The sequence below is a fragment of the Extensimonas soli genome, assembly GCF_029211265.1.
GTDB classification, from domain to species: domain Bacteria; phylum Pseudomonadota; class Gammaproteobacteria; order Burkholderiales; family Burkholderiaceae_C; genus Extensimonas; species Extensimonas soli.
In genome coordinates, this window is record NZ_JARGEL010000029.1 from 1 (window position 1) to 21034 (window position 21034).

General features: G+C 64.6%; 17 protein-coding genes. 6 read left to right on the forward strand and 11 right to left on the reverse strand.

Annotated elements, in window-relative coordinates:
* Positions 1–183: 183 nt before the first annotated feature.
* Positions 184–1248 carry an AI-2E family transporter gene (locus PYV55_RS13805; RefSeq protein ID WP_275852269.1) on the forward strand — a complete coding sequence of 355 codons (1065 nt, stop codon included), beginning with the start codon at positions 184–186 and terminating at the stop codon, positions 1246–1248.
* Between the two features lie 64 nt (positions 1249–1312).
* On the opposite strand, the gene PYV55_RS13810 is transcribed toward PYV55_RS13805, so the two are convergent.
* The 4 genes from PYV55_RS13810 to PYV55_RS13825 all read right to left on the reverse strand — a co-directional run bounded on the left by PYV55_RS13810 (position 1313) and on the right by PYV55_RS13825 (position 4900).
* Complete coding sequence (locus PYV55_RS13810) at positions 1313–2443, reverse strand: branched-chain amino acid ABC transporter substrate-binding protein (protein ID WP_275852314.1); 1131 nt, start codon at positions 2441–2443, stop codon at positions 1313–1315.
* A gap of 131 nt (positions 2444–2574) precedes the next feature.
* Positions 2575–2913 carry a hypothetical protein gene (locus PYV55_RS13815; RefSeq protein WP_275852272.1) on the reverse strand — a complete coding sequence of 113 codons (339 nt, stop codon included), beginning with the start codon at positions 2911–2913 and terminating at the stop codon, positions 2575–2577.
* Positions 2913–3353 carry a DNA polymerase III subunit chi gene (locus PYV55_RS13820; RefSeq protein WP_144734838.1) on the reverse strand — a complete coding sequence of 147 codons (441 nt, stop codon included), beginning with the start codon at positions 3351–3353 and terminating at the stop codon, positions 2913–2915. Before PYV55_RS13820 ends, PYV55_RS13815 begins: the two co-directional genes overlap by 1 nt.
* A 38-nt stretch (positions 3354–3391) precedes the next feature.
* The gene (locus PYV55_RS13825; RefSeq protein ID WP_275852275.1) at positions 3392–4900 is read right to left on the reverse strand and encodes a leucyl aminopeptidase; all 1509 of its coding nucleotides are present in this window, start codon (positions 4898–4900) and stop codon (positions 3392–3394) included.
* Between the two features lie 202 nt (positions 4901–5102).
* On the opposite strand from PYV55_RS13825, the gene lptF reads away from it, so the two are divergent.
* The 5 genes from lptF (at position 5103) to PYV55_RS13850 (ending at position 10064) form a co-directional block, all read left to right on the forward strand.
* The gene (gene lptF / locus PYV55_RS13830; RefSeq protein ID WP_275852279.1) at positions 5103–6194 is read left to right on the forward strand and encodes an LPS export ABC transporter permease LptF; all 1092 of its coding nucleotides are present in this window, start codon (positions 5103–5105) and stop codon (positions 6192–6194) included.
* Positions 6191–7300 (forward strand): LPS export ABC transporter permease LptG, encoded by a 1110-nt coding sequence (lptG, locus tag PYV55_RS13835; RefSeq protein ID WP_275852282.1) that lies wholly within the window; start codon positions 6191–6193, stop codon positions 7298–7300. Before lptF ends, lptG begins: the two co-directional genes overlap by 4 nt.
* A 10-nt stretch (positions 7301–7310) precedes the next feature.
* Complete coding sequence (locus tag PYV55_RS13840) at positions 7311–7688, forward strand: sirohydrochlorin chelatase (RefSeq protein WP_275852285.1); 378 nt, start codon at positions 7311–7313, stop codon at positions 7686–7688.
* 235 nt (positions 7689–7923) lie between these two features.
* Complete coding sequence (locus PYV55_RS13845; RefSeq protein WP_275852288.1) at positions 7924–8865, forward strand: CysB family HTH-type transcriptional regulator; 942 nt, start codon at positions 7924–7926, stop codon at positions 8863–8865.
* 32 nt (positions 8866–8897) lie between these two features.
* The gene (locus PYV55_RS13850) at positions 8898–10064 is read left to right on the forward strand and encodes a pyridoxal phosphate-dependent aminotransferase (protein ID WP_275852291.1); all 1167 of its coding nucleotides are present in this window, start codon (positions 8898–8900) and stop codon (positions 10062–10064) included.
* A gap of 58 nt (positions 10065–10122) precedes the next feature.
* On the opposite strand, the gene PYV55_RS13855 is transcribed toward PYV55_RS13850, so the two are convergent.
* From PYV55_RS13855 to dnaE, 7 genes are all read right to left on the reverse strand, one after another.
* The gene (locus PYV55_RS13855; protein WP_275852294.1) at positions 10123–11274 is read right to left on the reverse strand and encodes an acyl-CoA dehydrogenase family protein; all 1152 of its coding nucleotides are present in this window, start codon (positions 11272–11274) and stop codon (positions 10123–10125) included.
* Between the two features lie 136 nt (positions 11275–11410).
* Positions 11411–12592: an acyl-CoA dehydrogenase family protein gene (locus PYV55_RS13860; RefSeq protein ID WP_275852296.1), complete on the reverse strand. Its 1182-nt coding sequence runs from the start codon at positions 12590–12592 to the stop codon at positions 11411–11413.
* Between the two features lie 89 nt (positions 12593–12681).
* The gene (locus PYV55_RS13865; protein WP_275852299.1) at positions 12682–13452 is read right to left on the reverse strand and encodes an enoyl-CoA hydratase/isomerase family protein; all 771 of its coding nucleotides are present in this window, start codon (positions 13450–13452) and stop codon (positions 12682–12684) included.
* An 81-nt stretch (positions 13453–13533) separates the two neighbouring features.
* Complete coding sequence (locus tag PYV55_RS13870; protein ID WP_275852302.1) at positions 13534–14295, reverse strand: enoyl-CoA hydratase/isomerase family protein; 762 nt, start codon at positions 14293–14295, stop codon at positions 13534–13536.
* Positions 14296–14452: 157 nt separating this feature from the next.
* Positions 14453–16777 (reverse strand): ATP-dependent Clp protease ATP-binding subunit ClpA, encoded by a 2325-nt coding sequence (clpA, locus tag PYV55_RS13875; RefSeq protein ID WP_275852306.1) that lies wholly within the window; start codon positions 16775–16777, stop codon positions 14453–14455.
* Positions 16778–16834: 57 nt separating this feature from the next.
* Complete coding sequence (gene clpS / locus PYV55_RS13880; protein ID WP_275852309.1) at positions 16835–17194, reverse strand: ATP-dependent Clp protease adapter ClpS; 360 nt, start codon at positions 17192–17194, stop codon at positions 16835–16837.
* Positions 17195–17378: 184 nt separating this feature from the next.
* Positions 17379–20873, reverse strand: coding sequence for a DNA polymerase III subunit alpha (dnaE, locus tag PYV55_RS13885; RefSeq protein ID WP_275852312.1), 3495 nt, complete (start codon positions 20871–20873; stop codon positions 17379–17381).
* Between the last annotated feature and the right edge of the window lie 161 nt (positions 20874–21034).

Consider the following 21034-nt stretch of genomic DNA (forward strand, 5'->3'; position numbering starts at 1 on the left):
CATGCTTGCCCTTCGCGTCAACCGCGCAAACAGCGAGTGGGCCAGCTACTGGGCTACCACTTACCTTTATGCGGCTTGATGGGCACATCAGTTTGAATCGCACCCGCGTGCGCATGGGCAAGTCGCTTACAGTGTGGCGTCTGCACATTGCTCCGCCCCCTGCCCCTCCATCACATCTGCCCCATGAGTTCCCCCGCATTGCAAAACAAGACCTTTGCCCTGTTGCTGACTTTGGTCACTGTGGCCTTTGGCGCGATTCTGTGGCAGTTCCATGGTGCGATTTTCTGGGGCAGCGCGCTGGCGATCCTGTTCACGCCGCTGCATCGCAAGCTGCAGCGCCGCATGCCCGGCCGGCGCAACCTGGCGGCACTGTTGACGCTGGTGCTGTGTCTGCTGGGCGTGATCCTGCCGATGGCGCTGCTCGGCGTTTCGCTGGTTCAGGAGGCTGGCGCGGTGTACGAGCGCGTGAGTTCCGGGCAGCTCAATTTCGGTCTGTATCTGCAGCAGGTCATAGACGCTCTACCGTCGTGGCTGGTTGACTTGCTCGACCGTTTTCACCTGACCACGGTCAGCGAAGTGCAGGCCAGACTGGTGGCCGCAGCAGGCCAGATCAGCCAGTTCGTCGCCACCAGGGTGCTCAGCATCGGCCAGAACACGCTGCAGTTTTTCGTGGGCTTCGGCGTGATGCTGTACCTGCTTTTTTTCCTGCTGCGCGACGGCGCCGAACTGCTCGCCCGCGTCAGCCACGCCATCCCGCTGGATCGCAGCCACAAACGCCAATTGGCTGACAAGTTCACCACCGTGATCCGCGCCACCATCAAGGGCAACCTGGTCGTCGCGGCCTGCCAGGGGGCGCTCGGAGGGTTCATTTTCTGGGTTTTGGGTATCCAGGGGCCCGTACTGTGGGGGGTGCTGATGGCCTTCCTGTCGCTGCTGCCGGCCATAGGCGCGGGCTTGATCTGGGCGCCGGTGGCGATCTATTTTCTGGCCACCGGTGCCGTCTGGCAGGGCCTGGTGCTCGCCGCGTTCGGCATGGGCGTGATCGGGCTGATCGACAACCTGCTGCGCCCCATCCTGGTCGGCAAGGATACGCGCATGCCCGACTACGTGGTGCTGATTTCCACGCTGGGCGGCATGGCGCTATTTGGCCTCACGGGCTTCGTCATAGGCCCCACGATCGCCGCACTGTTCATCGCCTGCTGGGATTTGTTTGCCCCCACGGACGGGGACGGCGCCGGCCGCGCATGAAAAAAGCCTGCATCGCCCCGCACTCACAGGGCAACGCAGGCTCGACGCGGCCAGCGCGAGGCGATCAGTTCAGCGGCGTCTTCTTGCCATCCTTGTAGTAGTACAAGGAAATGGCGGGGTTCTTCATATCGCCGTTGGGCTCGAACGCAATGTTCGCCGTCACCCCTTTGTAATTGGACTTCAGCAGCTCAGGGATGTAAACCTTGGGATCCCAGGAGTTGGCGCGCTTCATGGCGTCTGCGAACAACATGGTCGCGTCATAGGTGTAAGGGCTGTAAATCTGGTACTGGCCAGGGTATTTGGCGTCATAGCGCGCCTTCCAGGCCAGGCCGCCCGGCATTTTGGCGAGCGAAGTGCCGCCTTCTGCGCAGACCACATTCTCCAGCGTCTTGGCGCCTGCGGCGAGCTTGGCGATTTCCGTCGTGCAGACGCCGTCACCACCGAAGAACTTCGTCTTGGTCAGGCCCAGCTGCTCCATCTGGCGCAGCATCGGTCCAGCCTGCGGATCCATGCCGCCAAAGAAAACAGCGTCGGGGTTCTTGGACTTGATGGCCGTCAAAATGGCCATGAAGTCAGTGGCCTTGTCGTTGGTGAACTCTTCGTCCACGACCTTCATGCCCTTGGCAAGCGCGGTCTTCTTGAAGGCCTCTGCCACGCCCTGGCCGTAGGCGGTGCGGTCATCGACGATCGCCACGGTCTTGAGCTTGAGCGTATTTGCCGCGTAAGACGCGAGCCCCGCACCCAGCGCATTGTCGTTGGCAATGATGCGGAACGACGTGTTGTAGCCGGGCTTCATCAGGGCGGGATTGGTCGAGGAGCCCGTGATGTGCGGAATGCCGCAATCGTTGTACACCTTGGCGGCCGGGATCGTGGTGCCGGAGTTGAGGTGACCGACCACGCCGGCAACCTTGGCGTCGCACAGTTTTTGGGCAACCGCCGTGCCCTGTTTCGGATCAGCAGCATCGTCTTCGGCCACCAGCTCGAACTTGACCTTCTTGCCGGCAATCGTCATGCCGCGCGCATTCAGCTCTTCGATGGCCATGCGCGCGCCGTTTTCATTGTCCTTTCCGTAATGCGCCTGCGGGCCCGAAAGCGGCGCCACATGACCGATCTTGATGACTTGTTCCTGCGCCGAGGCAGCACCCGCCGCAGCGGCGAGGGCAGCCAGCATCGTCAATTTCAACTTCAGTTGCATACAAATTCTCCGGTAAAGATGAATGCTGAGAAAACTTTTATATCTCAACACGCGAAACATAACGCAATTTGTGGGCCAGACGCCGAATGGGGCAATGCGAAAGACATCGATACGACAAGGGAAAACCCGGATCAGATTTTTGCGCTGCCCTCGGCCAGCTCTTCGGCCACGGCTTCGTAAACGGTTTGCCGCAGCACCGATTCGACCTCTTCGCGCAAACGGGGCAGCAAGGAGCGTGTCTGCTCCTGCACCACGAGCGCAATCGCCTCGCGCAAGCGCTGATCGAGCGCCATGTCCACCCGCTGCATGACGCGGTGCACGATGGCTTCCTCCATTCCTTCAGGCACGACGGGCGCAGGCGCGACGGGTGCAGGCGCGTCTGAAGGCAGAACCTCTGGCTCGTGCACCACATCCGTGAGCGTCGGCACGAAACGCGGCAAAGAGGATGGCGGTTTGGCAGCAAAGGACATCAGGCAGCTCCTCCGGCTAGCACCACATCGTGGCGCTCGATCTCGTGGCCCTGGGCCGCGTAATGCCGCCAGCGCGTGCGGGCCTGACGGCGGTCGGCCTCGTCGTTACTGGCAACGACCTCCACCAGCCGCGCGAACGCCGCGTAGCCATCGGGGACGGTGCTGCCCATGTTCAACAGCAGCTCCCGGTGCCGCGCGAGCTGCGCGGCGGGGGCAAGCACCACGGGCGAGGCATGCAGCAACTCTACATCCGCATCGGCCCGGCAATGGGCAACGAAGTCCTGCGGCGCAAGCTGCCACAGCATGTCGTCGAGCTGCGCAAGCGTCTGCTCGGGGCCCACGATCACCAGCCGGGAACCGCTGCGCAAGGCCTTGCGTGCAAACCGGCAGGCATAGGAGAGTTTGTCCGGCACATTGAAGTGAAAGGCAATCGCCGTCATACGTCAACGCTTCCCAAGGCGCACGCCTGCCGCCAGGCTCAACCCTTGGCGCCTGCCGCAGTGCGGCCTGCACGCGCCGCCTTCTTGGCAGGCGCCCGATCCGGCTGGGCCTGCTGCGCCCGATTCAGCAAAAAGTGCAGCAACAAACCCACAGGCCGCCCCGTCGCACCCTTTGCGGTGCCGCCTTTCCAGGCCGTGCCGGCGATGTCCAGGTGCGCCCAGGGGAATTCGCCCACGAAGCGCTGCAAGAATTTGGCCGCCGTGACGGAGCCCGCGGGTCGCCCTGCCACATTGGCCACGTCGGCGAAATTGCTTTTGAGCCCTTCGGCGTACTCTTCGTCAAGCGGCATGCGCCAGCACAGGTCGAGCGCCGCGTCGCCGGCTGCACTCAACTGCGCTGCCAGCGCATCATCCGTCGCATACAACCCGCTGCGCACGCCGCCGAGCGCGATCACGCAGGCCCCGGTGAGCGTGGCGATGTCAACCAGCGCTGCTGGTTTGAAGCGCGTCGCATAGGTCAGCGCATCGCAGAGGATGAGGCGGCCCTCGGCATCGGTGTTGAGCACCTCTATGGTCTGCCCGCTCATGCTCGTGACCACGTCGCCGGGCTTCAGGGCGCGGCCGTCGGGCAGGTTCTCGCAGGCCGGAATGAGGCCGACCACGTTGATCGCCGGCTGCAACTCGGCCAGCGCGCGGAACACGCCGAGCACGCTCGCGGCGCCGCACATGTCGAACTTCATCTCGTCCATTTCCGGGCCTGGCTTGATCGAAATGCCACCCGAGTCGAAGGTGATGCCCTTGCCCACGAGCACCACGGGGGCCTGCTTTTTGTCGGCGCCGCGGTAGTGCAGCTCGATGAAGCGCAGCGGCTCCTTGGAGCCCCGCGCCACGGCCAGAAACGCCCCCATGCCCAGGCGCGCCACCTCTTCGGGGCCGTGCACCTTGCAATCGATGCGAGCGTGCCGCGCAAGGGACTTGGCCAGCTCCGCGAGCTGGCTCGGGGTGGCATGGTTGGCGGGGCGATTGCCCCATTCGCGTGCAAGATTTTGCCCCTGCACGAGCGCCACCGCCTGCGCAAAGGCCGTGCGCACCTCGGCTTCCAGGGCCACGCCTATGGTCACTTTTTGCAGATTGGCGGCCTCGGCCTTGGGTTTGGTGGTGATGTAAACATAGCTCGCTTCGGCCACAGCCTGCACCGCCGCGGCCACGAGCGCCGGCGTCGCCTCACCCAGGTACACCACGGCCTGGCGCACCGCAGGGGCCTTGAAGTCTGCGCTCACCGCGAGCAGCGCCTTTCGGACGGCGTCCGGCGAGCCGTTGCCGACACCGAGCAGCAACACCCGCCGCGCCCCCACAGCGGGCGGCTGGTACAGGTGCAGATGCTTGCCCGGCTTGGTGGCCAGATCACCTTTGTCGAGCGCCCGCGCCGCGAGCACGGACAGGGCGTCTGCGCCGGGCGCAAAGCCCTCGGCCACGGGCACGACCAAAAGATCACATTTCTCGGTGGCCGCTGCGGCCAGGTTCAGGGTTTGGAGTGCAAAGTTCATAATTGGCGTTTTCCTTTGACCCGGATTGTCCATGAGGACGCGGGATGCTGGCGCGGCGGCTGGCGAGGCAGTTTGGTCGCTGCTGATAAGTCCATGGCCGGTGCCATGGACGCCGAAGCAGCGGCCAAAATGACCGGCAGGCGTCCGCCAGCGCCCGCGTAGGTGCGCAGCACAGCCTCACGGACAATCTGGGTTCACAGCAATGTTATTCGATTCATCTCTACGCAAGGAGCTCGCGCGCAGCTTCGGTGCCACCCTCGTGGTGCTGGTGACGGTGGTCATGACCATGGTGCTGATCCGCACCCTCGGCCAGGCCACGCGCGGCAGCGTCAACCCTGCCGATGTGACGCTGGTCATGGGCTTTTCGGTGCTGGGCTATCTGCCCACCATCCTGAGTCTGAGCCTTTTCATCACCGTGGTCGCCGTGCTCTCGCGCATGTACCGCGACAGCGAAATGGTCATCTGGTTTGCGAGCGGCCAGGGGCTCGCGCGTCTGCTGCCGCCGCTGCTGCGCTTTGCCTGGCCGGTGATCGCGGTCGTGGCCGTGCTCGCGCTGGGCGTCTGGCCCTGGGCCAATACCCAGATTCAAGAGCTGAAAGTGCGCTACGAGCAGCGCGGCGACGTCGATCGCGTCGCCCCCGGTGAATTTCAGGAGTCGGCCAGCGGCAATCGCGTGTTCTTCATCGAGAAAGACCCCGAGGGCAAACAAAGGGGCAACAACGTGCTCGTGGTGGATCAAAAAGGCACGTCCGAATCCATTACCTCGGCACGCAGCGCACGGCTGCAGACCATGGGGCCCGATCGCTTTGCCCTGCTCAGCCACGGGCAGCGCCTGGAGTCGGCGCAGGACCAGCCGACGCTGCGCGTGAGCGAGTTCGTCGAATACGGCATCCGCATCGGCGCCGCCCCGCCCAACCCCATAGACAACCCAGACGTCAACACGCTCCCCACGCAGCGGCTGATCGCGCAGCCCACACCCCTGAATCTGGGCGAGCTGGGCTGGCGCGTGGGGCAGATGCTTGCGGCCTTCAACCTCGTGGTGCTGGGGCTGGCGCTGGCCAGCGTCAATCCGCGCGCGGGGCGCAGCAGCAGCCTGGTGCTGGCCCTGCTGGCTTTCATCGTCTATTTGAACTGCATGACTTTGGGGCAGACCTGGGTTGCCGCTGGCAGGGTGCGCTTCGTTCCCTTCATGCTGCTGCTGCACGCGGGCATGCTGGCGCTGGGCGCCCTCGTGCTCACCGCGCGGCACAACGGCTGGTCCTGGCGCACGTGGTGGTCCCGGAGGCACGCATGAAAACCCTGCGCCGCATGATCCACCGCGAGGCACTCGTGTCCGTCGCGTATGCCACACTGCTCTTTCTGGCGCTGTTCTTCTTTTTCGACTTGGTCGATGAACTGCGCTCGGTAAACCGCTACAGCGCGCAAGGCTACGATTTTGCGCGCGCGCTCCTCGTCACGGCACTGACCGTGCCCGGCCACTTGTACGAGCTGCTGCCCATCACGGTGCTCATTGGCACCATTTTCGTGATGGCGCGGTTCGCGCAAAGCTCCGAATTCACCATCATGCGCACCAGCGGCATGGGGCCGGGGCAGGCGCTGCGCACGCTGCTGCTGCTGGGCGGATTCTTCGTCGTGCTGACCTTCGTCGTGGGCGACTATGTGGCGCCCCAATGCGATCGCCTGGCCGAGACCCTCAAAATGCGTTTCACCGGGCGCATCAGCTCCAAGGCCATGGGCGCCTGGCTCAAGGAACGCCAGCAGGACAACTCCTTTGCCGTGAACGTGCGCGCCCTTGCGCCAGGCGGCAAGATGCTGGACGTGCGCATTTTCGAGTTCGACGCCAAGGGCCAGCTCGCAGCCCACACGCACGCGGCGTCTGCGCACTTTGGCGAAGACGGGGCGTCCTGGGTGCTGGAGCAAGCGCAGCGCAGCCGCTTTCACCTCGAGGACGAGGCCCACGCCTGGGTCGAGCGCACGCAGGCGGCCACGCTGGCCTGGCCTACGCACATCAAGGCCGAGATGGTGTCGGCCACCTTGCGCAAGCGCGAACGCATGACCACGCTCGACCTGTTCGAATACATCCGCCACCTCAAGGCCAACGGCCAGACGGCGCAGCGCTACGAAATCGAGCTCGGCCGCAAGGTGTTTTACCCGCTGAGCTGCCTGGTCATGGTGGTGCTGGCGCTGCCGTTTGCCTACCTGCACTTCCGCTCGGGCGGCATTTCGGCGCAGGTGTTCGGCGGCATCATGGCGGGGCTGAGCTTTTTCCTGCTCAACAACCTGTTCAGCCACGTGGGCAACCTGCAAAGCCTGTCGCCCTGGATCGCCGCCGCAGCGCCCAGCCTGATTTATTCGCTGCTGTCGCTGGCTGCCTTCGGCTGGCTGGTGCTGCGCCGCTGAAGGGGCGCCCATGCCGCCCAGCGCCCCGGCCATCGTCCTGTTTGCGCACGGCTCGCGCGATCCGCTCTGGCGCGCGCCCATAGAGGCGGTGGCAGCGTACATCCGCCAGCACCACCCCGAACGCCTGGTGCGCTGCGCCTACCTCGAATGCTGTGCTCCCACACTCGCCGAAGCTGCAGCAGATTTGATAGCACAAAGCGCAGAACACATCTGCGTCATGCCGATGTTTTTAGGCACAGGCAAACACGCCCGCGAAGACCTTCCGCAATTGCTCGCGCAGCTGCAGGCAGCCCATCCGGCGGTGCGCTTCACACTGCAGGGCGCCATCGGCGAAGACCCGCGCATCACGGCGCTCATGGCTGCCATCGCCTGCGAGTCGCCGCCTTAGAACCTGTTCAGAGTCTTTTCATAGGGTACGTTGCCCCGCAAAGGCAGTGGCTGCAAGGCGCCCACCGCAAGCCGCACCGATGTGCGGCGAGGATGGGCAACGCCGCAGACGCTGCCTTTGCGGGGCAACCCGAAGGGCATGGCAGCAAACGGCCACGCTCGTCGTTGCCCGCCTTGCCCANCAGGTTCTTAGACGTTTTGCGCATAATGATGCAATTCTTTAGAATTAAAAAACCATGAATCTGCATCAATTCCGTTTCGTCCAGGAAGCCGTGCGGCGCAACCTCAATCTGACCGAGGCGGCCAAGGCCCTGCACACCTCGCAGCCGGGCGTCTCCAAGGCCATCATCGAGCTCGAAGAGGAGCTCGGCATCGAAATTTTTGCGCGCCATGGCAAGCGCCTCAAGCGCATCACCGAGCCGGGCCAGCAGGTGCTGCAAAGCATTCAGATCATCCTGCGCGAGGTCGGCAACCTCAAGCGCATAGGCGACGAATTCAGCGCTCAGGACAGCGGCACGCTGAGCATCGCCACCACGCACACGCAGGCGCGCTACGTGCTGCCCACTTCGGTGGCGCGCCTGCGCGAAGCCTACCCCAAGGTGAACATCAGCCTGCACCAGGCCACGCCGCAGGAGGTGGCGCGCATGGTGCTCGACGAGGTCGCGGAAATCGGCATCGCCACCGAATCGCTGGCCGACTACCCTGACCTCGTCACCCTGCCCTGCTACGAATGGGCGCACGTGCTGGTGCTGCCGCCCGCGCACCCGCTGGTGCACAAAGAGCGCGTGGGCCTCGAAGACATCGCACACGAGCCGCTCATTACCTACCACCCCTCGTTCACCGGGCGCGGCAAGATCGACCAGGCGTTTGCCACGCGCCAGCTGCAGCCGCGCATCGTGCTCGAAGCCATAGACTCGGACGTGATCAAAACCTACGTGCGTCTGGGCCTGGGCATAGGCATCGTGGCCGAAATGGCCATGAAGGACGACCCCGTGGGCGACCTCGTGGTGCGCCCGCTCGGCCACCTGTTCGGGCAGAACGTCACGCGCGTGGCCTTCAAGCGCGGCGCCTACCTGCGCAATTTCGTCTATCGCTTTGCCGAACTGCTGAGCCCGCGCCTGAGCCGCGAACTCATCGCCCGCGCCATGACCGGGCATGTGCACGATTACGAACTCTGACAGCCCCCTCTCCATCCGCCCCCTCCAACGCCATGACCGCGCCCATCGTCCGCACGCCCGCACTGCACAGCAAACTGCCCGAAGTCGGCACCACCATCTTCACCGTGATGTCGGCGCTCGCCGCAGAAGTGGGCGCCGTGAACCTTGGCCAGGGCTTTCCCGACTTCGACTGCGACCCGGCACTCGTGGAGGCCGTGTATCAGGCCATGCGCGCGGGCCACAACCAATATCCGCCCATGCCCGGCGTGCCCGCCTTGCGCAGCGCGGTCGCTTCCAAAATAGAAGCGTTGCACGGCCGCAAATACAGCGCCGACAGCGAAATCACCATCACCGCCGGGGCCACGCAGGCAATCCTCACGGCCATCCTCGCCTGCGTGCGTCCGGGCGACGAGGTGATCGTGCTCGAGCCCTGCTACGACAGCTATGCGCCCAACATCGCGCTCGCGGGCGGCACTGTGGTGCGCGTGCCGCTCACGCCCGGGAGCTTCCGGCCCGATTTCGACAAAATCGCCGCGGCACTCTCGCCGCGCACGCGCGCGCTGCTCATCAACAGCCCGCACAACCCCAGCGCCACGGTCTGGAGCGCGCAGGACATGCTCACTTTGCAGGAGCTGCTCGCGCCCACCGACGTGCTCTTGATCAGCGACGAGGTCTATGAACACATGGTGTTCGACGGCGTCGAGCACCAGAGCGTCGCACGCTTTGCGGGGCTCGCGGCGCGCGCCTTCATCGTCTCGAGCTTCGGCAAGACCTTCCACGTCACGGGCTGGAAGGTCGGCACCGTGGCGGCGCCCGCAGCGCTCACGGCCGAGTTTCGCAAGGTGCACCAGTTCAACGTCTTCACCGTGAACACGCCCATGCAGCACGGCCTGGCCAGCTACCTGCAAAACCCCGCGCCCTACCTGCAGCTGCCCGCGTTCTACCAGGCCAAGCGCGACCTGTTCCGCGCGGGGCTGGCCGGCTCGCGCCTGCGCCTGCTGCCTTGCGCGGGCAGCTACTTCCAGTGCGTGGACATTTCGGCCGTGAGCGACTTGGGCGAGGCCGACTTCTGCCAATGGCTCACACGCGAAATCGGCGTGGCCGCGATTCCGCTCTCGGCCTTCTATGGCAAGGGTTTCGACCAGCGCGTGGTGCGCTTTTGCTTCGCGAAAAAAGACGCAACGCTGCACTTGGCGCTGCAGCGGCTGCGCAAGCTGTAGCGCACAGCAGCTTCCCGGCTCCGGCATTTTTGCGCCGGACCTTCGTGCGCTGCGTCACTCACTTCGGATCGAGCCCCATCAGCTTGGCGATGAGGTTGCGCTGCACCTGCGAAGTGCCCGCGGTGATCGTGGTCACGCGCGCGTCACGGAAGTGCCGCTGCATGTCGAACTCCTTGATGTAGCCGTAGCCGCCCATGATTTGCATGCCGTTGTTTGCAGCGCGCACGTAGGCTTCGGAGCCGAACAGCTTGGCCATGGACAGCACCTTGAGCGCGTCCTTGCCCTGCGCGAGCAGCCAGGCGGAGTGCAGCATCAGCAGACGGCTCGCCTCGACGTCGGTCTGCATGTCGGCGAGCATGTGCGCAATCGCCTGAAAGTTGCCGATCGGCTTGCCGAACTGCTTGCGCTCCTTGGCGTAGGCCAGCGCCTGATCGACCACGTCCTGCGCGGCGCCGCAGTAGGCCGCGGTGGTCATGAGGCGCTCGAGCTGCAGGCCCGAGAGCATGTAGTCCCAGCCGCGGTTGGGCTCGCCGACGATGCAATCGGCCGGAATGCGCACGTTGTCGAAAAACACCTCGTAGGTGCCGAGCGAGCGCCGCCCCAGCGTGTCGAGCTTGCGCAGCCGTAGGCCCGGCAGCGTGTTGTCCACGAGAAACAGCGAGATGCCCTTGCGGTAGTGCACGCTGTTGTCGGTCTTGGCGTAGAGCGAAATGATGTTGTTCTTGGCGCCTGCGCCGGTGGAAAACACCTTTTGCCCGTTGATCACCCATTCGTCGCCCTCGCGCCGCGCAAAGGTGCGCATGGCGCCGGCGTCCGAGCCCGCGTCAGGCTCGGTCATGGAGATCGACATGCGGATCTCGCCCGACATCAGCTTGGGCAGATAGTGGCGCTTTTGCGCCTCGCTGCCGTTGTGCAGCAGATTGAGGCCGTTGAACACCGAAGTGCCGTAGGCGCCCATGAGGTCGTAGCTCTTGCGCCCGAGCTCCTCAGCGATGATGACGAAGTCGATCACGTTGCCGCCGAGGCCGCCGTACGCCTCGGGGAAGACCATGCTGATCAGGCCCATTTCGACGATCGCGTCATAGACCTCGTAGGGGTAGCGCGCCTCTTGGTCCATCGCACGCACATAGGCGGGCGTGGCGATGCGGTCGAGCATCTTGCGCACGCTCTCGCGCAGCATGTTCTGTTCTTCGGTGAAGCTGAAGTCCATCGGGTGTCCTTTCGCGCCGCTGCGTGCGGGTTCGGAATGCTATATTTGAAATAGCGATTTTCTATATATGAAATAGCCACTCAGCGCTCATTCAAACAGCGCAAGCAGCTCCTTTTTTTGCAGCAAAATCCTTGCATCAATCGCGCCGCTGGTTGAAGCTGCGGCCATAGACGATGGAGGCGATGGTGTTGCGCAGAATCTCCACGGTGCCGCCGCCGAGCGCAAAGCCGCGCGAGTCGCGCACCATGCGCTCGAGCGGGAAGTCGCGCGTGAAGCCGTAGTGGCCGTGGATCTGCAGCGCCTCGTTGGTCACGCGCTGCACCATTTCGTTCGCGTAGAGCTTGGCCTGCGCAGCCGCGAGCGGGTTCGGAAAGCCGTTTTCGAGGTGCGTGGCCGCGTGGTGCACCATGAGCCGCGTGGCGTGGATCTGCGTGGCCATGTCGGCGATCTTCCACTGGATGCCCTGGAATTCGCAGATCGGCCGCCCGAACTGGTGGCGCTCCTTGGAGTAGGCCACGGCGAGCTCGAGCGCCTCGTGCGCCACGCCCAGGCACATCGCGGCGTTGCCCACGCGCTCAGGGCCAAAGGAGCTCATGAGCACGCGAAAGCTCTTGGTCGAGTTTTCGTCGCCGACCATGAGCACGTTTTCCTTGGGGATGTGCACGTTGTCGAAATACAGCTCGGCCTCGGCCACGCCGCGCCCGCCCATCTTGCGATCCGGCTTGCCGACGGTAAAGCCCGGCATGCCTTTTTCGACGATCACCGCGCCTATGCCGTGCGCGCCCTTGGTCTTGCCGAAGCGCGCAAACACAAGCACGTGCGTGGCCAGGTGGCCGCCCGTGCAAAACACCTTGTGGCCGTTGAGCCGCCAGCCGTCGCCGTCGGGCGTGGCGTGGGTGACCATGTCGGTGGTGGCCGAGCCGGCGCCGGGCTCGCTCATGCCGATACCGAACATGTACTCGCCCGACACGCACTTGGGCAGCAGGCGCTTTTTCTGCTCTTCCGAGCCCAGAATCTCGATCGCACGCGAGGGGCCGTTGATCGCCACCTGGCACACGAGCGCCGTGTTGAAGCACACGCGCGAGATTTCCTCGAGGAACACCGTCGCGTGCAAGATCGACAGGCCCGAGCCGCCGTACTGCTCGGGGATCACCAGGCCCAGGTAGCCAAGCCTGGCGAGCAGCTCGCGGTTTTCTTGCGGGAATTCTTCTTTTTCGTCCCAGTATGCGGCCTTGGCGGCAAACGCATCGACGGCAAACTTGCGCACGGCCGCGCGAAACTCTTCGAGCTCGCCGGCGGGAATGTGGGGGGAGGTCATGGTGTCTTGCTCTCAAATTGGATGCAGCTGGTGGCCGCCGAGGAAAAAGCGCAGCGCCAATGCCGGCCGCACCTGCGGCGCCCAAAACTTCAGGAGCCGATGAACTTGGGCGTGCGCTTTTCCAGGAAAGCCGCGACGCCCTCTTTGTGGTCGTGGGTCACGAGCAGCTGGTTTTGCACGTGCGATTCGAGCTCGAGGAAGGTGTCGAAATTCACCCCCGCCGCACCCACGAACATGCACTTGGCCATGCCCAGCGCGAGCGTGGCCGACTGCGCCCAGTCGCTCGCGAGCTCCATGGCACGCGCTTCGAGCCGCTCGTCCTCGACGAGCTCGGTCACGAGGTCGAGCTTGAGCGCCTCCTCACCCGAAAGCATGCGCCCCGAGAGCACCAGCTCTTTCGCGCGCAGCACGCCCACGTACTGGCTCAGCAGGAACACCGAGCCGCCGTCGGGCGCAAGGCCGACCTTCTTGAACACCTGCCCGAATTTGGCCTGCGGCGAGGCGAGGATGTAATCGCACGCCATGGCCATGCTCCAACCCACGCCCACCGCGGGCCCGCGCACGGCCGCGAGGATGGGCTTTTCGAGGTGCACCATGGCGCGCAGCATGGAATGCGCGACATGCAGCCGGTGCCGGCCGCCGCGCATGTCCATCTTGCCCATGGAGCTGACGTCCGAACCCGCGCAAAACGCATTGCCCGCGCCGGTCAGGACGACGGCGCGCACGGCGTCATCGTCGGCAAAGCTGCGGAAGGCCTCAAGCAGCTGCACCTTCATGTCGTTGGTCAGCGCATTCTTCTGCGCGGGGTTGTCTATGGTGACCTTGGCGACACCGCCCACGGTTTCTACGCGAATCGTCATTGCTTTCGTCTCCTTGGCATGGTTTTGCCCACCGGCTTGGGTGGCCACGGCAAGCCGGCGTGCGCCGGCCAATCGCTTGGCTCAACCGAATTGCGGCTTGCGCTTTGCGCGAAAGGCCGAAACGCCCTCTTTGACGTCCTCGGTCAAGAACAGGAACGGGAAAGCGTCACACGCGTAACGCATTTCGTCGCCACCCAGGCCGCGGTTGTAGAACGACTTGGCCATCTCCACGGCCATGCGCGGTTTGGCCGCAAGCTTTTCGGCGAAGGCCGTCGCTTCTTCGAGCAACTTTTCGTGCGGCACGGTGCGCAGCGCAATGCCCAGGCGCACGGCCTCGGTTGCGTCTATGGGCTCGCCGAGCATGCTCAGCTCCTTGGCCTTGGGACGGCCGACGATCTCGTGCAGGCGCACCACGGCAAAGCCCGGCAGCAGGCCCAGTTGAATTTCAGGCACGCCGAACTTGGCACGCTCGGAGGCAAGGATGAAGTCGCACGCGATCGCGAGCTCGAAACCGCCGCCAAAGGCCATGCCGTTGACGGCTGCGATCAAGGGCTTGCGGCAGCGCTCGGGCGACTCCAGAAAGGGCAGGATGGTGGCGATGAACTGGCGCGTCTGCTCGGGCGTGACGGGAAAGCCGCTGATGTCGGCGCCCGCGCAAAAGGCCTTGTCGCCGCGGCCCGTGATGATGCCGACGCGGATTTCATCGTCGGCCTCGATCATGGCCAGGCTCTCGGTCACGCCCTCGCGGATGCCCGCGGACAAGGCGTTGAGCTTGGAGGGCTCATCGAGGGTGATGTAGGCGATACGCCCTTTTTTTTCGAATTCGACGCTGCCGATGCGCATGGTGTGGCCTCCTGTATAAAAGCCCTGTTTATAACAAACGTTCGGTAGTTTGTCACTGCCCAGCGCAGTTTCGGCCAGCCCGCAAAAAAGAGGGCCGGCAAGCCTTTTCGGCTTGCCGGCCCTCGTCGATGGCGGCCTCTATGGCAGCGTCTATGCGTCAGTCCGCCGTCGCCTCTTCAGGCTCCGCGGGCTCCGAACGCGCCGGACGGTCTTTCTTGGGCAGCGCGGTAATGTCGAGCACCACTTCGTCCTTGTCGTCCAGGTCCACCGTGAGGCGCCCGCCCTCGATCAGGCGGCCGAACAGCAGCTCGTCGGCCAGGGCGCGGCGTATCGTGTCCTGGATCAGGCGCTGCATGGGCCGTGCGCCCATGAGCGGGTCGAACCCCTTCTTCGCGAGGTACTTGCGCAGCTTGTCGGTAAAGGTGACTTCGACCTTCTTTTCGGCGAGCTGCTGTTCGAGCTGCAGCAGGAACTTGTCCACCACGCGCAGGATGACCTGCTCGTCGAGCGGCTTGAAGCTCACGATGGCATCGAGCCGGTTGCGGAACTCGGGCGTGAACAGGCGCTTGATGTCACCCATTTCGTCGCCGGGCTGGCGCTGCGTCGTGAAGCCAATCGTGGCCTTGTTCATGGTCTCGGCGCCCGCGTTCGTCGTCATGATGATGATGACGTTGCGGAAGTCGGCCTTGCGCCCGTTGTTGTCCGTGAGCGTGCCGTGGTCCATCACCTGCAGCAGCACGTTGAAGATGTCCGGGTGCGCTTTTTCGATTTCGTCGAGCAGCAGCACGGCGTGTGGCTTCTTGCTGATGGCTTCGGTGAGCAGCCCGCCCTGGTCGAACCCCACGTAGCCCGGGGGCGCGCCGATCAGGCGGCTCACGGCGTGGCGCTCCATGTATTCGGACATGTCGAAGCGGATCAGCTCGATGCCGAGGATGTAGGCCAGCTGCTTGGCCGCCTCGGTCTTGCCCACGCCCGTGGGGCCACTGAACAGGAACGATCCGATCGGCTTGTCCGGCTTGCCCAGGCCCGAGCGCGCCATCTTCACGGCGCTGGCGAGCACTTCGAGCGCCTTGTCCTGGCCGAACACCACGCTCTTCAGGTCACGCTCGAGCGTCTGCAGCTTGCCGCGGTCATCGTTCGAGACGCTCGCGGGCGGAATGCGCGCGATCTTCGCGACGATGTCTTCGATCTCGGACTTGCCGATGGTCTTCTTGCGCTTGTTCGGCGTGAGAATGCGCTGCGCCGCACCGGCTTCGTCGATCACGTCGATGGCCTTGTCGGGCAGATGGCGGTCGTTGATGTATTTGGCCGACAGCTCGGCCGCAGCCTGCAGCGCGGTGGCCGAATACTTCACGCTGTGGTGCTCCTCGAAGCGCGACTTGAGGCCCTTGAGGATGTCTATGGTTTCGGCCACGCTGGGCTCGACCACGTCGATCTTCTGGAAGCGCCGCGACAAGGCCGCGTCTTTTTCGAAGATGCCACGGTATTCGCTGAACGTGGTCGCGCCTATGCATTTGAGCTGGCCGCTCGAGAGCGCCGGCTTGAGCAGGTTGGACGCGTCGAGCGTGCCGCCCGAGGCCGCACCCGCGCCGATCAGCGTGTGGATTTCGTCGATGAACAAAATGCCCTTGGGCTTGTCCTTGAGCGCCTTGAGCACGCCTTTGAGGCGCTGCTCGAAGTCGCCGCGGTACTTGGTGCCCGCGAGCAGCGCGCCCATGTCGAGTGCATACACGGTAGCGTCGGCGAGGATTTCGGGCACGTCGCCCTGTGTGATGCGCCAGGCCAGGCCCTCGGCGATGGCCGTCTTGCCCACGCCCGCCTCGCCCACGAGCAAGGGGTTGTTCTTGCGCCGGCGGCACAGAATTTGGATGGTGCGCTCGACCTCGTAATGGCGGCCGATGAGAGGGTCGATCTTGCCCTCTTTGGCGAGCTGGTTGAGGTTTTGCGTGAACTGGTCGAGCGGCGAGGCCTTTTCGTTGCGCTCGCTGCTTGCGCCCTCTTCCGCTTCGCCCGTGCTTTCTGGCTTGGCGGGCTCGGACGGCTCGCCCTTGCGGATGCCGTGCGCGATGTAGTTGACCACGTCCAGGCGCGTCACACCCTGCTGGTGCAGGTAATAGACGGCGTGCGAGTCTTTTTCGCCGAAGATCGCGACGAGCACGTTCGCGCCCGTGACCTCTTTCTTGCCGTTGCCCGTGCTTTGCACGTGCATGATCGCGCGCTGGATCACGCGCTGAAAGCCCAGCGTGGGCTGGGTATCGACATCGTCGGTGCCCGCCACCTGCGGCGTATTGTCCTTGATGAAGTTGGAGAGCGCCGCGCGCAGGTCGTCGATGTTGGCGGCACATGCGCGCAGCACCTCGGCTGCGCTGGGGTTATCGAGCAATGCAAGCAACAGATGCTCCACGGTGATGAACTCGTGGCGCTGCTGACGGGCCTCGACGAAGGCCATATGCAAGCTGACTTCCAGTTCCTGGGCAATCATGTGAACTCCTTTGTGCTTGCGTGGAAGGGATATTTATATACCGGTATGGATGAGCCCTCAATGCACGGGCTCACTGACACATTGCAAAGGGTGCCCGGCCTTGTTCGCGGCGTCGAGCACCTGATCCACCTTGGTGCCTGCAACGTCGCGCGAATACACGCCGCACACGCCTTTGCCCTCAAGGTGGATTTTGAGCATGATCTGCGTCGCCGTCTCCAGGTCTTTCCCGAAGAACTCCTGCAACACCACGACGACGAACTCCATGGGCGTGTAGTCGTCGTTGAGCATCACCACCTGGTACATCTTCGGTGGTTCGGTTTTTTGCGGCACTCTTTCGAGCACGACGGCATCACCTTCATCCGGTGCAGGCCGGACGGTGGGCGGCGCGAAAGGTGGGGATGGAGATTGCGTTGCCATGAAAATCATTCTAGCGAGCCGCGAAAACCGCTGCCTGCTGCCGGATGTAATGCCTGCAAAGCTAAATTCAAGCACATGGCAAGCAAAATTCGGGCCGTAGCCGGCTTTGCACAGCCGCAGCCCGGCGCCGCGGCACCCGCGAATCTGTAGCCGCACAGGCGCCAGCGCCTTGCCGTTTTTGTCGTCATTCATACACAACCGACGCTGCCTGGCCCTCGGTGTGCGCACTCCAGGCGGCCAATGCCGCGTCCGACGGAAAGGCGCGAAAGGCGTCGCCCAGCTGCAGCTCGGCCACGGCCGCCCCTTGTGCATCGGTGCAGCGCAACCCAAGGCGCACGCGCAGGCCATGCAGCAATTCGGCCTCGGGCGTGACCTCGCGGCGCGGCGGAAATTCGCCGAGCAGGCGCCCCACGTCGGGCCGCTGCGCGCCCACGGGCACGTGCAGGTATTTGCCGAAGCGGCAGCGCGCCGTGGGCAAATCCCAGACCTGCTGCACCTTGAGGCGCAGCCCGCCGCTGAAGTGGTCCTGCTGCACGCGGCCGCTGACGACGATGAATTCGTCCTCCTTGAGCTGGTTGCGGCAGGCGTTCAGCAGCGCTTCGTCGGCCGAAGCCTCGATCACGTCCGACTGGTCGTCGAGGCGAAACAAACCCATCTTGCCGCGCTGGCCGTTGATCACACGAAAGTCGCTCACGATGCCCGCGAGCAGCTGCGGCTCGCGGCTGTCCTGTATCTCAGCAATGGGCGTGCGCACGAAGCGGCGCACCTCGGCGGCGACTTCGTCGAACAAATGGCCCGAGAGGTAAAAACCCACCGCGGTTTTCTCATGCATGAGGCGCTCGCGCACGCCCCAGGGCGGCACCGCCACGAGGTCGGGCTCCTGCGTGCTCGAGCCCTGCGCGTCGTCGCCCATCAGGTCGAACAGGCCGCCCTGGTTGGCATTCGCGAGCGTGGCGGCGGCAAACTCGAACGCGCGGTCTATGGACGCGGCGAGCGCGGCGCGGTCGGGGTGCAGCGCATCGAAGGCGCCGGCCTTGACCAGCGCCTCGACGGTGCGCTTGTTCAGGCGCGTGCGATCGACGCGCACGCAAAAGTCGAACAGGCTCTGGAACGGCCCCGCCACCCCGCCTTGCGGCCCGCTGCCGCGCCCTTCGCGCGCCGCGACGATGGCCTCGATCGCCTGCTGCCCCGTGCCCTTGACGGCGCCCAGGCCGTAGCGGATCACCGCGTTGCTGACCGGCTCGAAGCGGTAGCTGCCGCGGTTGACGTCGGGCGGCTCGAAGCGGATGCCGAATTTCTGCGCGTCTTCGAACAACACCTTGAGCTTGTCGGTGTCGTCCATTTCGATGGTCATGTTGGCGCAGAAGAACTCGGCCGTGTAGTGCACCTTGAGCCAGGCCGTGTGGTAGGCCAGCAGCGAGTACGCAGCCGCGTGCGACTTGTTGAAGCCGTAGCCCGCGAACTTTTCCATGAGGTCGAACACCTCATCGGCCTTTTGCTCGCTGATGCCGTTCCTGGCCGCTCCCTCACGGAAGATGGCGCGGTGCTGGGCCATTTCCTCGGGCTTTTTCTTGCCCATGGCGCGGCGCAGCATGTCGGCGCCGCCTAGCGAATAACCGCCCAGCACCTGCGCGGTCTGCATCACCTGTTCCTGATAGACCATGATGCCGTAGGTCTCGGCCAGCACCTTTTCGACCAGCGGGTGCGGGTACTCGACGGTCTCCTTGCCGTGCTTGCGTGCGACGAAGCTCGGGATCAGGTCCATGGGGCCAGGGCGGTAGAGCGCGTTCAGCGCGATCAGGTCTTCAAGCCGCGTGGGCCGCGCCTCGCGCAGCATGCCCTGCATGCCGCGGCTTTCAAACTGGAACACCGCCTCGGTCTTGCCCTCCTGGAACAGCCGGTAGGTCGCGGCGTCGTCGAGCGGGATCTGCTCGAACGCAAAATGCTCCTGCCCCTGGTGGCGCTGCACGATGAATTCGCGCGCAAGCTCCAGAATCGTCAGCGTGGCCAGACCCAGAAAGTCGAACTTCACGAGGCCGATGGCCTCCACGTCGTCCTTGTCGTACTGGCTCACGGCCGAGTCGCTGCCGGGCTGCTGGTACAGCGGGCAAAAATCGGTGAGCTTGCCCGGCGCGATCAGCACCCCGCCCGCGTGCATGCCCACGTTGCGCGTGAGGCCCTCGAGCTTTTGCGCGAGCGCGAGCAAGGTCTTGACCTCGTCCTCGCGCGCCAGGCGCTCGGCCAGCACCGGCTCGGCCTCGATCGCCCCGGCGATGGTGATGTGCTGGCCCGGCTTGTTGGGGATCAGCTTGCTGATGCCGTCGCAAAAGGTGTAGCTCATGTCCAGCACCCGGCCCACGTCGCGGATCGCCGCGCGCGCCGCCATGGTGCCGAAGGTGGCGATCTGGCTCACCGCGTCCTTGCCGTACTTTTCCTTGACGTAGTCGATCACGCGGTCGCGGTTGGCCTGGCAAAAATCGATGTCGAAGTCGGGCATGGACACGCGCTCGGGGTTCAGGAAGCGCTCGAACAGCAGGTTGTATTGCAGCGGGTCGAGGTCCGTGATCTTGAGCGCATACGCCACGAGCGAGCCCGCACCCGAGCCGCGCCCCGGCCCCACCGGGCAGGCATGGTTCTTGGCCCAGTTGATGAAGTCGCTCACGATCAAAAAGTAGCCCGGAAAGCCCATCGTCAGGATGGTGCCGATCTCGAACTCCAGGCGCTCCACGTAGCGCGGGCGCTGGCGCTCGCGTTCGGCGGCGTCGGGGTAGAACTGCGCGAGGCGCTGCTCCAGCCCCTCGAACGAGGCGACGCGAAAGTATGCGTCGATCGGCATGCCGCCGGGCGTGGGGTAGTCGGGCAGCTGAGGCTTGCCGAGCACCAGGCTCAGGTTGCAGCGGCGCGCGATCTCCAGCGTGTTTTCGAGCGCCGATGGCAGGTCGGCAAACAGCGCCTGCATCTGGGCCTGGGACTTGAAATACTGCTCGCGCGTAAACCGGCGCACGCGCCGCTGGTTGCCCAGAATCTCCCCTTCGGCAATGCACACGCGCGCCTCGTGCGCCTCGTAGTCGTCTTCGGTGGCGAACTGCACCGGGTGCGTGGCCACCACGGGCAGCCCGAGCCGTGCCGCGAGCTGCACCGCCGCCGTAACGTGGGCCTCGTCGTCGGCGCGCCCGGCGCGCTGCAGCTCCAGGTAAAAGCGGTGTGCATAGATGCCCGCCAGCCGCAGCGCCAGTTGCGCCGCGCCCGCCTCGTCGCCCTTGAGCAGCGCCTGCCCCACGGGCCCGGCCTGCGCGCCCGACAGCGCGATCAGCCCCGCGTTCAGCTCCTGCAGCCAGCCCCAGGTGCACACGCCCTGCGCTTTGACCACGTTGCGCGTCCAGGCGCGCGTGAGCAACTCGCACAGGTTGAGGTAGCCATCGCGGTTTTGCACCAGCAGCAGCATGCGGCTGGGCGCCGCGCCGGCTTCGCCTTCGACGAAAACCTCGGCGCCCAAGACCGGCTTCACGCCCTTGCCGCGCAGCGTCTTGTAAAACTTGACGGCACCAAAAAGGTTGTTCAGGTCCGTCATCGCCAGCGCCGGCTGCCCATCCGCAGCCGCCGCCTGGGCCAGATCATCGATACGCAAGGTGCCGTCAACGACGGAAAATTCAGTGTGCAGGCGCAGGTGGACAAACATGACCGGCATTGTAGAAAACTGCCCTGCCGCGCAGCCACGGAAATTGGGGTCAGATTCGAATGGCACTTACTTAAGTTTCTTCGGATGTCCGTGCCGGCGAACGCGAGCACGAGCGCGGCGGCGGGGTTCGGTGAGCAGCGGAAACGATTTGGGTCGTCGTT

What these genes read in the sequence shown, in the direction of transcription:
- clpS (WP_275852309.1), bottom strand. Translation starts at nt 17,194, where the DNA reads ATGGCAACGCAATCTCCATCCCCACCTTTCGCGCCGCCCACCGTCCGG.
- PYV55_RS13815 (WP_275852272.1), bottom strand. Translation starts at nt 2,913, where the DNA reads ATGTCCTTTGCTGCCAAACCGCCATCCTCTTTGCCGCGTTTCGTGCCG.
- PYV55_RS13855 (WP_275852294.1), bottom strand. Translation starts at nt 11,274, where the DNA reads ATGGACTTCAGCTTCACCGAAGAACAGAACATGCTGCGCGAGAGCGTG.
- PYV55_RS13860 (WP_275852296.1), bottom strand. Translation starts at nt 12,592, where the DNA reads ATGACCTCCCCCCACATTCCCGCCGGCGAGCTCGAAGAGTTTCGCGCG.
- dnaE (WP_275852312.1), bottom strand. Translation starts at nt 20,873, where the DNA reads ATGTTTGTCCACCTGCGCCTGCACACTGAATTTTCCGTCGTTGACGGC.
- clpA (WP_275852306.1), bottom strand. Translation starts at nt 16,777, where the DNA reads ATGATTGCCCAGGAACTGGAAGTCAGCTTGCATATGGCCTTCGTCGAG.
- PYV55_RS13820 (WP_144734838.1), bottom strand. Translation starts at nt 3,353, where the DNA reads ATGACGGCGATTGCCTTTCACTTCAATGTGCCGGACAAACTCTCCTAT.
- PYV55_RS13840 (WP_275852285.1), top strand. Translation starts at nt 7,311, where the DNA reads ATGCCGCCCAGCGCCCCGGCCATCGTCCTGTTTGCGCACGGCTCGCGC.
- lptF (WP_275852279.1), top strand. Translation starts at nt 5,103, where the DNA reads ATGTTATTCGATTCATCTCTACGCAAGGAGCTCGCGCGCAGCTTCGGT.
- PYV55_RS13810 (WP_275852314.1), bottom strand. Translation starts at nt 2,443, where the DNA reads ATGCAACTGAAGTTGAAATTGACGATGCTGGCTGCCCTCGCCGCTGCG.
- PYV55_RS13845 (WP_275852288.1), top strand. Translation starts at nt 7,924, where the DNA reads ATGAATCTGCATCAATTCCGTTTCGTCCAGGAAGCCGTGCGGCGCAAC.
- PYV55_RS13825 (WP_275852275.1), bottom strand. Translation starts at nt 4,900, where the DNA reads ATGAACTTTGCACTCCAAACCCTGAACCTGGCCGCAGCGGCCACCGAG.
- PYV55_RS13805 (WP_275852269.1), top strand. Translation starts at nt 184, where the DNA reads ATGAGTTCCCCCGCATTGCAAAACAAGACCTTTGCCCTGTTGCTGACT.
- PYV55_RS13870 (WP_275852302.1), bottom strand. Translation starts at nt 14,295, where the DNA reads ATGCGCATCGGCAGCGTCGAATTCGAAAAAAAAGGGCGTATCGCCTAC.
- PYV55_RS13865 (WP_275852299.1), bottom strand. Translation starts at nt 13,452, where the DNA reads ATGACGATTCGCGTAGAAACCGTGGGCGGTGTCGCCAAGGTCACCATA.
- lptG (WP_275852282.1), top strand. Translation starts at nt 6,191, where the DNA reads ATGAAAACCCTGCGCCGCATGATCCACCGCGAGGCACTCGTGTCCGTC.
- PYV55_RS13850 (WP_275852291.1), top strand. Translation starts at nt 8,898, where the DNA reads ATGACCGCGCCCATCGTCCGCACGCCCGCACTGCACAGCAAACTGCCC.